Raw genomic sequence first — 12,965 nt, 5'->3', positions numbered from 1 at the left:
GGCGCGGCTCACCGGCGCGGCGGTAGCGGGACGAACCCGCTGGTGCGCTCGACGTAGGCCGCGTAGGCGGGCCGGCGTTCGCGGAGTCCGCGTTCCAGCAGCGGTTTCCCCGAGCCCTTGGCCAGCAGCCACGTCATCAGCACCGGCGAGAGCACCGTCGCCGCCCCGAGCCAGCTCTGGCACGCCAGCAGGTAGAGGCCCCACCAGACGCAGGCGTCGCCGAAGTAGTTCGGATGCCGGGTGTAGCGCCACAGGCCGGTGTCGAGCACGGTGCCCGCGTTGGCGGGGTCGGCGCGGAACCGGCTCAGCTGCGCGTCACCGACGGCTTCGAAGACGAATCCGCCCGCCCACACCAGGATTCCGGCCCAGCCCAGCGGTCCGAGTCCCGGCGCGTCGACGGTCTGCGCCGCCTGCACCGGCAACGACACGAACCACATCACCACGCCTTGCACGAGGTAGACGCGCACGAACATCAACGACCAGGCCCGTTCGCCGTAGCGGGCCGCCATGTCCTGGTACCGCCGGTCCTCCGGTTTCCCCGAGTTCCGGTGGTGCAGGTGCGCGGAGAGCCGCACGCCCCACACCGCGGTGAGCGCCGCCACCGCCCACCCGGTCACCGAGCCGGTACCGGCCAGCGCGCTCACCACGGCGATCACGGCGAACCCGGCGCCCCACACCGAGTCAATGGTGTCGTAGCGCCCCCGCAGCCGGGCGATCGCGAAGGTGAGCAGCACCGTGCTCAGGGCCGCGATCGGCGCCGCGAGGAACACCGCCCCGCTCACCGGACGTTCCCCCGGTGCGGCGCGGCGGCGTTCTTCACGGCGACGATCTGGTTGACGCCCATGCGGTTCTCCTCGAAGGCGAGCCCGCCGCCCGCCAAGTACAGCCGCCAGGTCCGGGCCTGCTCGACGCCGAGGAGCGCGACCGCGCGTTCCCAGTCGTCCTCCAGCGTCCGCGCCCACACCGCGACGGTGCGCGCGTAGTGCTCGCGCATCGCCTGCACGTCGCGGATTTCCAGACCTGCCTCTTCCAGGTGCCCGAGGGTGCGGCCCACCGGGACCATGCTCATGTCGGCGGCGATGTAGGCCTCGATGAACGCGCCGCCGCCGGGGGCGTTGCCCGCCCGCGACATCTGCTGGATCAGCAGCGTGCCGCCGGATCGCAGCAGCCGGTGCAGCGCCGCCGCGTACACGGGGTACTGGCTTTCGCCGACGTGCTCGCCCATCTCGATCGACGCGACCGCGTCGAAGGGCTGGTCGTCGATCTCCCGGTAGTCCTGCAACCGGACCTCGACCAGTTCCTGCAGGCCCAGCTCGTCGACTCGGCCCCGGATGTGCGCGGCCTGCTGCGCGGAGAGCGTCACGCCGGTGGCCCGCACCCCGTGGTGCCGCGCGGCGTGCAGGATCAGCGAGCCCCAGCCGCACCCCACGTCGAGCAGCCGGGTCCCTTCGGTGAGCCCGAGCTTCCGGCAGATCAGGTCCAGCTTGTCCCGCTGCGCCTCCGCGAGGCCGTAATCGTCGCCGTCCCCGGTCCAGTAGCCGGAGGAGTAGGCCATGCTCGGGTCGAGCAGCAGCTCGTAGAACTCGTTGCCGGTGTCGTAGTGGTGCGCGATCACTTCCCGGTCGCGGCGGCGGCTGTGCAGCCGGCCGCTCGGCTTCGCCTCACCGGCTGGCGGTGCCGGTCGCGGCCCCACGGCCCCGAGCGCGAACGCTTCGGCCAGCAGCCGCCGCCACTGCGCCGGCCCGAACCGCACCCGTCCGGCGCGCTGCTCGCGGAACGCGGCCCAGCACCGGCGCAGGCCCTCCGCCAGGTCGCCTTCCACGTCCAGATCACCGCTCACGTAGGCCCGCGCCAACCCCAGCTCACCCGGGCTGAACAGCACGTGGCGCAGCGCGCGGCGGTTGCGCAACACGACGCGCGGGGAGCCGGGCGGCCCGGCGGTGCTGCCGTCCCACGCCGTCAGCCCCACCGGCAGCGAGATGCCGATGAGGTCGCGCACCGCGCGCTCGATCCGGCTCGCCGCACCCTGGCGCTTTCGCAGTTCGGACACACGAACCCCTTCCTCGGTCGCCGACATCCCGCATTCGGAGCAGGGGCGGGTGCCGATCGGTCTTCGTGATCCGGATCACTGAGACCAGTCCGGGCGGGGGCGAGCTCCGAATGGCGGGTATGCACACCCAGCAGCGGCTCGGCGACACGGCCGGGCAGTTCCCACCGCGACCCGCGGTGCACGTCCTGCGCTCCCGCGCGGACGCGCCCCGGACCGTCGTGCTGGTCCTGCACGGAGGCCGGGCCACCAGCCAGGCCCCGGTGCGCCGCTACCAGCTCGCCTACCAGCGGATGCACGTGATGGCCCGGTCGTTGCGCCAGGCGACGGCGGGCAGCGCCGCCCAGGTGTGGCTGCTGCGCAACCGGCTGCGCGGGTGGAACGAACCGGCGCTGGACGCGTTGACCGACGCGCGCTGGGCGCTGGAACGCATCAAGACAGAACATCCGACGGCGCGGATCGTGCTGGTCGGGCATTCCCTGGGCGGCCGGGTGGCGCTGCGCCTGGCGGGCGACGAGGCGGTCGACGGCGTGTGCGGGTTGGCTCCCTGGCTGGAACCGGGCGAGCCGATCGAGCAGCTCACGGGCGGCCGGGTGCTCATCGCGCACGGCGACGCCGACCGGATCACCTCCCCCGAGCAGTCCGCCGACTACGCCCGCCGGGCGCTGCAGCTGCCGAGGCCGCCGTCCGTGACGTACGTGCGGGTGTCCGGCGCCGGCCACGCCATGGTGCGCCGCTGGACCGAATGGGAAGTGCTGACCAGGCGATTCGTCCGTGAACTGGCGACGGGAAACGAGGAGCAGCGATGAGCGAGACCGTGGCCGTCATCGGCGCAGGAGTGTCCGGGCTCACCGCCGCGCACCTGTTGCGGCGCCGCTACGACGTGCTGCTGTTCGAAGCCGACGACCGGCTCGGCGGGCACGCGCACACCCATGGCCTCACCACCGCCGACGGCCGCACTGTCCCAGTGGACAGCGGGTTCATCGTGCACAACGAACGCACCTACCCGAACCTGCTGCGGTTGTTCGGCGAACTCGGGGTCCGCACCCGCGACACCGAGATGTCGATGAGCGTGTCCTGCGCCGAATGCGGCCTGGAGTACGCGGGCGCGAAGCGGCTCGGCGGGCTGTTCGCGCAGCGCGGCAACGTCGTGCGCCCGCGTTACCTGGCGATGCTGGCGCAGGTCGCGCGGTTCCACCGGGCCGCGAACCGGCTGCTCGACGCCCCCGGCGAGCAGGCGGATGCGGTGACGCTGGGCGATTTCCTCGACGGGCAGGGCTTTTCGCGGTACTTCGTGCACCACTTCGCGCTGCCGCTGGTGTCGGCGGTGTGGTCGGCGGATTTCGAAGCGAGCAAGCGCTACCCGGCGCGCTACCTGTTCGCGTTCCTGCGCCACCACGGGATGCTGTCCGTCTCCGGCTCGCCGACTTGGCGCACGGTGGTCGGCGGCTCGCGGGAGTACGTGCGCCGCGCCGCCGCCGGACTGTCCGCAGTGCACATCAGCACTCCGGTGCGGTCGGTGGAGCGCACCGGTGAGCACGTCGAGATCCGGGACGAGAGCGACCGATCGCACCGGGTCGATCGCGTGGTGCTGGCCTGCCACGCCGATCAGGCCCTGGCGCTGCTGGCCGACCCCACGCCCGCCGAGACCAAGGTGCTGGGTGCGTTCGGCTACTCGGAGAACGAGACGTGGCTGCACACCGATACGAGCGTGCTCCCCGCCGCGCCCGGTGCGCGGGCCTCGTGGAACCACCACAAGCCGAGCTGCGCTGCCGATCCGGGGCACGTGCTGGTCAGCTACGACATGAACCGGTTGATGCGGCTCGCCGAACCGGAGGACTACCTGGTCACCCTCAACCCGGCGGGGCGGGTGCGCCCGGACCGCGTCCTCGCCCGGATGCACTACCGGCACCCCGTCTACACGCCGGATTCCGTTGCGGCGCAACGCCATCTGCCCGAACTGGGCGATGCCCGCACCCGGTTCGCCGGCGCCTACCACGGGTGGGGGTTCCACGAGGACGGCTGCGCCAGCGGAGTCCGGGCCGCCGAAGCGTTCGGCGCGGGGTGGCCCGCATGACCAGCGCCTCGATCTACCACGGCGCCATCACCCACACCCGGCACGGCGACGTGCCGAACCACTTCCGGCACCCGCTCTACACCTGGCTCGTCGACCTCGACGACCTGCCGCGGCCGCCGCGGTGGCTGCGGCCGTTCGCCCACTTCGACGCCTCCGACCACCTCGGCGATCCCCGCCGCAGCATCCGCCGGAACCTGGAGCGCTGGCTCGCGCTGCGCGGCGTGGAGCTCGACGGCGGGCGGGTCCTGATGCTGGCGCATCCCCGCGTGCTGGGGCACGTGTTCAACCCGATCACCGTGTACTGGTGCCACCGGCCCGACGGGGCGCTGCGCTGCATCGTCGCCGAAGTGCACAACACCTACGGCGAACGGCACGCGTACCTGCTGCACCCCGACGACTCCGGGCGAGCCGAGGTGGACAAGGAGTTCTACGTCTCCCCGTTCCTGCCCGAACAGGGCCGCTACGAGATGCGGTTCCAGCCGCCCGGCGACCGCCTGCACGTCCGCATCCGGCTGCGCGACGAGCACCGGCCGCTGCTGACCGCGGTGCTCACCGGCACCCGCGAACCCGCCACGACCAAGGCCATCGCGCGAGCCGTGCTGCGGCGACCGCTCGTGCCGCACCGGGTTTCCGCGCTGATCCGGCGCCACGGCATCGCGCTGTGGCTGCGCGGGCTCCGCATCGTCCCCCGACGCCCGCACGTCCACCAGGAAGGCATCCGATGAGCATCACCCTCCCGACACCGCCCCGCACCGGATCGGCCGAGCCCGACCGGTCCGACGCGACCGGGCGAGCTCCGTGGGACCTGCTCGGGCCGGCACCGCACTCGCCCGTGCGCGCCCACTTCGCCGAGAAGGTGTTCCGGCACGCGGTGCGCGACCTGCCCGTGCGCGTCGCGCTCGCCGGTGGCGAACGGCTCGGCGCGGGCGGCGCCGGAGCACCGCTGATGCGGATCCTCGACCCCGGCGCGTTCTTCCACCGCCTCGGCGCCGACTCGAAGATCGGCTTCGGCGAGTCCTACATGGCCGAGGAGTGGGACAGCCCCCAGCCCGCCGACCTGCTCACCCCGTTCGCCGAACGCCTCGCCACGCTCGTGCCGAAACCGCTGCAGGGCCTCCGGCGGTGGGTCGACGCCCCCAAGCCCGGCAGCGAACGCAACACCACCACCGGGTCGCGGCGCAACATCGAACGGCACTACGACCTGTCCAACGACGTGTTCGCCGCGTTCCTCGACGAGACCATGACCTACTCGTCGGCGCTTTTCACCGCCGGTGCCTCCGACCTCGCCGCGGCGCAGCGCACCAAGATGGACCGCGTCCTCGACCTCGCCGGAGTCCGCGCCGGAACCCGGCTGCTGGAGATCGGCACCGGGTGGGGTGCGCTCGCGATCCGCGCCGCCGAACGAGGAGCGCACGTCACCACGCTGACCCTGTCCACCGAGCAGCGGGAGCTCGCCCAGCGGCGCATCGCCGACGCCGGACTCACCGAACGCGTCGACGTGCAGCTGCGCGACTACCGCCACGCCGCGGGCTCCTACGACGCGATCGTCAGCGTCGAGATGATCGAAGCCGTCGGCTCCGAGTACTGGTCCGGCTACTTCGCCGCGCTGGACCGGTTGCTCGCGCCCGGCGGGCGCATCGGGTTGCAGGCCATCACCATGCCGCACGACCGGATGCTCGCCAGCCGTCGATCGCACACCTGGATCCACAAGTACATCTTCCCCGGCGGCGAAATCCCCTCGCTGCGCGCGATCGAGCAGACCGTCCGCGAGCACACCGGCTTACGCGGCACCGAACGGCACTCCTTCGGGCCCGACTACGCCACCACGCTGCGCACCTGGCGGGACACCTTCCGCCGGAACCGGGACGACATCACCGCGCAAGGCTTCAGCGACCGGTTCCACCGGATGTGGGAGTTCTACCTCGCCTACAGCGAAGCCGGATTTCGCGCCGGATACCTCGACGTGTGGCAGCTCGGATACCGCAAAGCGCTCACCTGACCCCGGCAGGTGCGCGGGCGCCACCCGCACACCGACGCGCTCGACCCTGCAGACTCGACACGATCCCACCCGGCACGGCGGTGAAGGGACCACGGAATGCAAGAACGACCACACTCCCGACCTCAGCGGTGGACACCGCCCGACGACGACGGACCCGACGCCCGCGCACTGATCGCCGAAGTCGCCAAAGGGGACGAACGCGCCTTCGAGCAGCTCTACGACCTGCTCGCCGGTTCCGTGTTCGCCCTGATCCAACGCGTCGTGCGGGACGCCGCGCAGTCCGAAGAGGTCACCCAGGAAGTGCTCGTCGAAGTGTGGCGGCGCGCCACCCACTACCGGCCCGACCGCGGCAGCGTGCAGACCTGGGTGCTCACCCTCGCGCACCGCCGCGCCGTCGACCGGGTCCGCTCCGCCCAAGCCGGGCGCGACCGCGAAGCCCGCGTCGGCGCGCAGCAGCACAGCAGGCCGTTCGACGAAGTCACCGAATCCGTCACCACCCGGTGGGAGCAGCGGCAAGTGCGACGCTGCCTGACCACCCTCACCGAGCTGCAGCGCGAATCCGTGCTGCTGACCTACTACCGCGGCTACACCTACCGGGAAGCCGCCGGCCTGCTCGACGCACCCGCGTCCACCGTGAAGACACGGCTGCGAGACGGGCTGATCCGACTGCGCGACTGCCTGGGGGTGGGCCGATGAGCTCCGAGCTCGCCACGTTGACCGGCGCCTACGTCGTCAACGCGCTGCCCGACGACGAACGAGCAGAATTCGAAGTGCACCTGACCACCTGCGAGGACTGCCGCCTCGAAGTGGGGGAACTGCGCGAAGCGGCCGCCCGGCTCGGAGCGGCCGAGCACACCGCTCCGCCGGACGAGCTCAAGCAGCGGGTGCTCGCGGAGATCAGCCAGACCCGGCAGGACCCGCCACCACCGGTCCTCGCCCGCACCGGACGGCGGCGGACGCACCTCCCCTGGGGAACCCGGTTGTCGGTCGCGGCCGCCGCCGTCGGAGTCGCGCTGGCCGCGGTCTTCGGCATCGTCGCGGTACGCGCGCAGCAGGAACTCGACGCGACCCGCGACCGCATGATCGCCGCCGGCGAGCGCGGCGCCGAGATCTCCGCGGTGCTGCAGTCCCCCGACGCCCGGGTGATCAACGCGCCCGGTCCCGACGGGATGCGGGCGACCACGGTCCTGTCCGCGCAGCAGGGCAAAGCGATGTTCATGACCACCGGCATGGCACCCGCGCCCGGTGACCGCGTCTACCAGCTGTGGTTCATCGAACCCGGCGGCACCGCCACCTCAGCGGGCCTGCTCACCGCGCCCACCGCCGACCGCACCGAACCCCTCATCGCCGCCATGCCCGCCAACACCGCCCAACTCGGCATCACCATCGAACCCCCCGGCGGCTCCCCCTCCCCCACCACCACCCCGATCATGACCCTCCCCACCACCTGACCCCAACACCTCCCGAAGTGAACGGACCATTCGCCCAATCCCGTTGGACGAACGGTCCGTTCACTCACTCCCACTCCACCCCGCCACCAGCACCTGAGCGCCCCACCCGGTGCGGCGCCGGTGCCGTCATCTGGAGTGAACGGACCGTTCGTCCCATCTCGTTGGGCGAACGGTCCGTTCACTCGATCCCGCGGGTGGCGATTCGGGGGTGGGTTTTCGGGGTGAACGGTCCGTTCGCCCAATCCCATTGGACGAACGGTCCGTTCACTTGATCCCGCTCGGATCCATCAACGGCACGTGAGCGATTCGGCGGTGGCGGGGTACCGGTGCGGGCAGTTGGGGTGAGCGGACTGTTCGTCCCGTGTCGTTGGGCGGGCGGGCCGTTCACTTTGGTGGGGTCAGCAGATGGCGCCTTCGGCGGCTGAGCCGACGAGGCGGGCGTACTTTCCGAGGACTCCGTGGGGGTGCTTCGGGGCGGGTGGCGTCCAGGCGGTGCGGCGGCGGGTCAGTTCGGCCTCGTCGACTAGCAGGTCGAGGGTGCGCGCTCTGAGGTCGAGGCGGATCGGATCGCCGTCGTGGACGAGCGCGATCGGGCCGCCGTCCGTGGCTTCGGGGGCGACATGGCCGATGCACAACCCGGTCGTGCCGCCGGAGAAGCGGCCGTCGGTGAGCAGCAGGACGTCCTTGCCCAGCCCCGCCCCTTTGATCGCGCCCGTCACGGCCAGCATCTCCCGCATTCCCGGGCCGCCCCGCGGGCCTTCGTACCGGATCACGACCACGTCGCCGGCTCGGAGCGTGTCGTCCTCCACCGCTTGCATCGCGCTCTGCTCGCCGTCGAAGACCCGTGCGGTCCCCTCGAACGACTCGGATTCGAAGCCCGCGCTCTTGACCACCGCACCTTCCGGAGCCAGCGAACCGCGCAGGATCGTCAGGCCACCCGTGGGATGCAGCGGGTTCGACAACTCGTGCACCACCTCGCCGTCGAGCTCCGGCGGGTCCAGTTCCGCGAGGTTCTCCGCGAGGGTGCGCCCGGTGACCGTCATGCAGTCACCGTGCACCAGGCCAGCATCGAGCAATGCCTTCAGCACCACCGGCACCCCGCCGATGCGGTCCACCGCCGGCATCACGTGCTTGCCGAACGGTTTCACATCCGCCAGGTGCGGGACCCGGTCGCCGACCCGGTTGAAGTCCTCCAGCCGCAGATCGACTTCCGCTTCCTTCGCGATCGCGAGCAGGTGCAGCACCGCGTTCGTCGACCCGCCGAAGGCCATCACCACCGCGATGGCGTTCTCGAACGCCTCCTTCGTGAGGATGTCGCGGGTCGTCAGTCCCCGCTCCAGCATGCCCACCACGGCCCGGCCTGCGTCTCGGGCGCTCACGTCGCGGCGCCGGTCCACCGACGGCGGACTCGCGGACCCCGGCAGCGACATGCCCAATGCTTCGGCCGCGCACGCCATGGTGTTCGCCGTGTACATCCCGCCGCAGGCGCCTTCGCCCGGGCAGATGGCCCGCTCGATGCGTTCCACCTCGTCCTCACCGATGAGTCCTCGCGCGCACGCCCCCACGGCCTCGAACGCGTCGATGATCGTCACCTCGCGGTCGTCGACCTTGCCGGGCAACGTCGAACCCGCGTAGACGAAGACCGAGGCGAGGTTCAGCCGGGCAGCGGCCATCAGCATGCCCGGCAGGCTCTTGTCGCAGCCCGCCAGCAGCACCGAGCCGTCCAGCCGCTCGGCCTGCATCACCGTCTCGACCGAATCAGCGATGATCTCGCGCGACACCAGCGAGTAGTGCATGCCGACGTGTCCCATCGAGATGGCGTCGGACACCGAGATGGTCCCGAACTCCATCGGGAAGCCACCGGCTTCGCGCACGCCCTCCTTGCCGGCCGTCGCCAATCGTTGCAGCGAGAGGTTGCACGGCGTGATCTCGTTCCAGGAGGAGGCCACCCCGATCTGGGGTTTCGCGAAGTCGGCGTCCTGCATGCCCACCGCCCGCAACATGCCGCGGGCCGGGGAACGTTCGATCCCGTCGGTCACCTCGTGACTGCGAGGCTTCAAGTTCCGTGGTCCGGTGTGCTCGCCGCTAGTCATCTGGCCGACTGTAGCTGCGGCGACCGAATGGGACACCACAGCCGAGGGGCCACGAGGAGGATTCCGGCATGACAAAACCCTCCAGGTGGTCATCTGGAGGGCGAAGTGGAACGCGGCCGATGTCCGGAACGCCCTGGAATAGCGAAAACGCCCCACAGTCCATGACTGTGGGGCGTTTCCCGATGAGTATTGTCGGCGGTGTCCTACTCTCCCACACCCTATCGAGTGCAGTACCATCGGCGCTGGAGGGCTTAGCTTCCGGGTTCGGAATGGGACCGGGCGTTCCCCGCTCCGCTAAAACCACCGACAAACCACATACACCACAAAACAACCAGCACACCGGTCACCGTGGTGAAACCTATTCAGAAATCAACAACCCAAAGTTGTTGTCTCAGACACCGTATAGTGGATGCGTAGCAATCTTTGTGAACAAGTCCTCGGCCTATTAGTACCCGTCCACTCCACACATTACTGTGCTTCCATGCCGAGCCTATCAACCCCATCATCTCTAGGAGGCCTTAACCCACAAAGGGTGGGAGACGTCATCTTGGAACAGGCTTCCCGCTTAGATGCTTTCAGCGGTTATCCCTCCCGAACGTAGCCAACCAGCCCTGCTCCTGGCGGAACAACTGGCACACCAGAGGTCCGTCCGTCCCGGTCCTCTCGTACTAGGGACAGCCTTCCTCACATCTCCTACGCGCGCGGCGGATAGGGACCGAACTGTCTCACGACGTTCTAAACCCAGCTCGCGTGCCGCTTTAATGGGCGAACAGCCCAACCCTTGGGACCAACTCCAGCCCCAGGATGCGACGAGCCGACATCGAGGTGCCAAACCATGCCGTCGATATGGACTCTTGGGCAAGATCAGCCTGTTATCCCCGGGGTACCTTTTATCCGTTGAGCGACACCGCTTCCACCTGCCAGTGCCGGATCACTAGTCCCTGCTTTCGCACCTGCTCGACCTGTCAGTCTCACAGTCAAGCTCCCTTATACACTTACACTCAACACCTGATGACCAACCAGGCTGAGGGAACCTTTGGGCGCCTCCGTTACCCTTTGGGAGGCAACCGCCCCAGTTAAACTACCCACCAGGCACTGTCCCTGAACCCGATCAGGGTCCGAGGTTCAGATGCTCAGAACGACCAGAGTGGTATTTCAACAACGACTCCACACCCACTAGCGTGAACGCTTCACAGTCTCCCACCTATCCTACACAAGCCGCACCGAACACCAATACCAAGCTATAGTAAAGGTCCCGGGGTCTTTCCGTCCTGCCGCGCGAAACGAGCATCTTTACTCGTACTGCAATTTCACCGGGCCTGTGGTCGAGACAGCGGAGAAGTCGTTACGCCATTCGTGCAGGTCGGAACTTACCCGACAAGGAATTTCGCTACCTTAGGATGGTTATAGTTACCACCGCCGTTTACTGGCGCTTAAATTCTCCGCTTCACACCAAAAGATGCTAACGGGTCCTCTTAACGTTCCAGCACCGGGCAGGCGTCAGTCCGTATACATCGTCTTACGACTTCGCACGGACCTGTGTTTTTAGTAAACAGTCGCTTCTCCCTGGCCTCTGCGGCCACCACCAGCTCCCACCGCAAGGATGATCACCAGCCGTGGCCCCCCTTCTCCCGAAGTTACGGGGGCAATTTGCCGAATTCCTTGACCACAGTTCACCCGACCGCCTCGGTATACTCTACCTGACCACCTGTGTCGGTTTCGGGTACGGGCCATGCACACACATCGCTAGAGGCTTTTCTCGGTAGCACGGGATCACTGACTTCACCACAACGGCTACGCATCACCCCTCACCCTTCACGCCGCCCGGATTTACCTAGACGACAGGCTACAGGCTTACACCAGTACTACCACTCACTGGCACAGCTACCCCACTACGTCACCCCATCACTTGACTACCGCGGAATCAGGTCCCATGCACTCACACAACAACTCCGAAGAGCCACCATGCTCGCGGATGGTTAGTCTCAACCGTTTCACCATGGGCGCGTGCACACGGGTACGGGAATATCAACCCGTTCTCCATCGACTACGCCTGTCGGCCTCGCCTTAGGCCCCGACTCACCCTGGGCGGACGAACCTGCCCCAGGAACCCTTAGTCAATCGGCGGCAGAGATTCTCACTCTGCTCTCGCTACTCATGCCTGCATTCTCACTCCCACACACTCCACGCCAGCCTTACGGCGACGCTTCACTGCATGCAGGACGCTCCCCTACCCAACCAAGCAAAACTTGATTGACACGGCTTCGGCGGTGCACTTCAGCCCCGCTACATTGTCGGCGCAGGACCACTTGACCAGTGAGCTATTACGCACTCTTTCAAGGATGGCTGCTTCTAAGCCAACCTCCTGGTTGTCTGGGCAATCCCACATCCTTTCCCACTGAGCGCACACTTAGGGGCCTTAGCCGGTGTTCTGGGCTGTTTCCCTCTCGACGATGAAGCTTCTCCCCCACCGTCTCACTGCCACGCTCAACCCAGGCGTATTCGGAGTTTAGCTGACGTCAGTAACCCATAAGGCCCATCAACCAACCAGTGCTCTACCCCACCCAGGCAACACGCAACGCTGCACCTAAATGCATTTCGGGGAGAACCAGCTATCACGGAGTTTGATTGGCCTTTCACCCCTACCCACAACTCATCCCCCAGGTTTTCAACCCTGGTGGGTTCGGGCCTCCACACGGTCTTACCCGCGCTTCACCCTGGCCATGGGTAGATCACTCCGCTTCGGGTCTGCACCACGCGACTCAACGCCCTCTTCAGACTCGCTTTCGCTCCGGCTACCCCACACAAGGTTAACCTCGCCACGCAGCAGCAACTCGCAGGCTCATTCTTCAAAAGGCACGCCATCACACAACCCCAAAAGGTCACGCTCTGACGGATTGCAGGCACATGGTTTCAGGAACTATTTCACTCCCCTCCCGGGGTACTTTTCACCATTCCCTCACGGTACTATCCACTATCGGTCACCAGGAAGTATTTAGGCTTAGCGAGTGGTCCCGCCAGATTCACAGCACCCTCCACGGAAACGCTGCTACTCGGGAACACCACCACACGCGCCATGTGCATTTTCGCCTACGGGACTCTCACCCACTCCGGCCAGGCATCCCAACCTGTTCAACTAACACACACAACCACGCTGAAGAGCCGGCAGCCTCCTCCAGTAATGCCCCACAACACCGAACACGCAACCCCTGCCAGGTATCCCACGCGCCCGGTTTAGCCTCCTCCGCTTTCGCTCGCCACTACTCACGGAATCACCAGTGTTTTCTCTTCCTACGGG

9 protein-coding genes and 2 rRNA genes (1 of these 11 only partly in view) are annotated in these 12,965 nt (G+C 67.9%); 6 read left to right on the top strand and 5 right to left on the bottom strand.

Features of this window, described 5'->3' with window-relative positions; translation table 11 throughout:
* Positions 1–8: 8 nt before the first annotated feature.
* Positions 9–782, bottom strand: coding sequence for a DUF1295 domain-containing protein (locus BJ969_RS03930; RefSeq protein ID WP_184477385.1), 774 nt, complete (start codon positions 780–782; stop codon positions 9–11).
* The gene (locus tag BJ969_RS03925; protein ID WP_343071208.1) at positions 779–2,050 is read right to left on the bottom strand and encodes a class I SAM-dependent methyltransferase; all 1,272 of its coding nucleotides are present in this window, start codon (positions 2,048–2,050) and stop codon (positions 779–781) included. Before BJ969_RS03925 ends, BJ969_RS03930 begins: the two co-directional genes overlap by 4 nt.
* 110 nt (positions 2,051–2,160) lie before the next feature.
* Here BJ969_RS03925 and BJ969_RS03920 point away from each other — a divergent pair, with 110 nt between their 5' ends.
* The 6 genes from BJ969_RS03920 (at position 2,161) to BJ969_RS03895 (ending at position 7,574) form a co-directional block, all read left to right on the top strand.
* Positions 2,161–2,856 (top strand): alpha/beta hydrolase, encoded by a 696-nt coding sequence (locus tag BJ969_RS03920; RefSeq protein ID WP_246456672.1) that lies wholly within the window; start codon positions 2,161–2,163, stop codon positions 2,854–2,856.
* The gene (locus BJ969_RS03915; RefSeq protein WP_184477381.1) at positions 2,853–4,124 is read left to right on the top strand and encodes an NAD(P)/FAD-dependent oxidoreductase; all 1,272 of its coding nucleotides are present in this window, start codon (positions 2,853–2,855) and stop codon (positions 4,122–4,124) included. Before BJ969_RS03920 ends, BJ969_RS03915 begins: the two co-directional genes overlap by 4 nt.
* Positions 4,121–4,849 (top strand): DUF1365 domain-containing protein, encoded by a 729-nt coding sequence (locus BJ969_RS03910; RefSeq protein WP_184477379.1) that lies wholly within the window; start codon positions 4,121–4,123, stop codon positions 4,847–4,849. Before BJ969_RS03915 ends, BJ969_RS03910 begins: the two co-directional genes overlap by 4 nt.
* Positions 4,846–6,123 carry an SAM-dependent methyltransferase gene (locus BJ969_RS03905; RefSeq protein WP_184477377.1) on the top strand — a complete coding sequence of 426 codons (1,278 nt, stop codon included), beginning with the start codon at positions 4,846–4,848 and terminating at the stop codon, positions 6,121–6,123. The genes BJ969_RS03910 and BJ969_RS03905 overlap by 4 nt, the downstream gene beginning before the upstream one ends.
* A 96-nt stretch (positions 6,124–6,219) precedes the next feature.
* Positions 6,220–6,819 (top strand): ECF RNA polymerase sigma factor SigK, encoded by a 600-nt coding sequence (sigK, locus tag BJ969_RS03900; protein ID WP_184477375.1) that lies wholly within the window; start codon positions 6,220–6,222, stop codon positions 6,817–6,819.
* Positions 6,816–7,574: an anti-sigma factor gene (locus tag BJ969_RS03895; RefSeq protein WP_184484758.1), complete on the top strand. Its 759-nt coding sequence runs from the start codon at positions 6,816–6,818 to the stop codon at positions 7,572–7,574. Before sigK ends, BJ969_RS03895 begins: the two co-directional genes overlap by 4 nt.
* Before the next feature lie 398 nt (positions 7,575–7,972).
* Here the strand turns inward: BJ969_RS03895 and ilvD are convergent, their stop codons facing one another.
* From ilvD to BJ969_RS03880, 3 genes are all read right to left on the bottom strand, one after another.
* Entirely contained in the window at positions 7,973–9,667 is a 1,695-nt protein-coding gene (gene ilvD, locus BJ969_RS03890) for a dihydroxy-acid dehydratase (protein ID WP_184477372.1), read from the bottom strand.
* Positions 9,668–9,857: 190 nt separating this feature from the next.
* A 5S ribosomal RNA gene (gene rrf, locus BJ969_RS03885) occupies positions 9,858–9,975 on the bottom strand.
* Positions 9,976–10,092: 117 nt separating this feature from the next.
* Positions 10,093–12,965: ribosomal RNA gene (locus BJ969_RS03880) — 23S ribosomal RNA — on the bottom strand (it continues 209 nt past the right edge of the window).

This window comes from Saccharopolyspora gloriosae, assembly GCF_014203325.1.
Classification (GTDB): domain Bacteria; phylum Actinomycetota; class Actinomycetes; order Mycobacteriales; family Pseudonocardiaceae; genus Saccharopolyspora_C; species Saccharopolyspora_C gloriosae.
The sequence above is the reverse complement of the archived record's forward strand: the minus strand, read 5'-3'. Positions and strand labels throughout refer to the sequence as shown.

Bases quoted from the DNA above. Each gene is read 5' to 3' on its own strand.
- BJ969_RS03920 (WP_246456672.1), top strand. From the start codon at position 2,161: ATGGCGGGTATGCACACCCAGCAGCGGCTCGGCGACACGGCCGGGCAG.
- BJ969_RS03915 (WP_184477381.1), top strand. From the start codon at position 2,853: ATGAGCGAGACCGTGGCCGTCATCGGCGCAGGAGTGTCCGGGCTCACC.
- BJ969_RS03910 (WP_184477379.1), top strand. From the start codon at position 4,121: ATGACCAGCGCCTCGATCTACCACGGCGCCATCACCCACACCCGGCAC.
- BJ969_RS03905 (WP_184477377.1), top strand. From the start codon at position 4,846: ATGAGCATCACCCTCCCGACACCGCCCCGCACCGGATCGGCCGAGCCC.
- sigK (WP_184477375.1), top strand. From the start codon at position 6,220: ATGCAAGAACGACCACACTCCCGACCTCAGCGGTGGACACCGCCCGAC.
- BJ969_RS03895 (WP_184484758.1), top strand. From the start codon at position 6,816: ATGAGCTCCGAGCTCGCCACGTTGACCGGCGCCTACGTCGTCAACGCG.
- ilvD (WP_184477372.1), bottom strand. From the start codon at position 9,667: ATGACTAGCGGCGAGCACACCGGACCACGGAACTTGAAGCCTCGCAGT.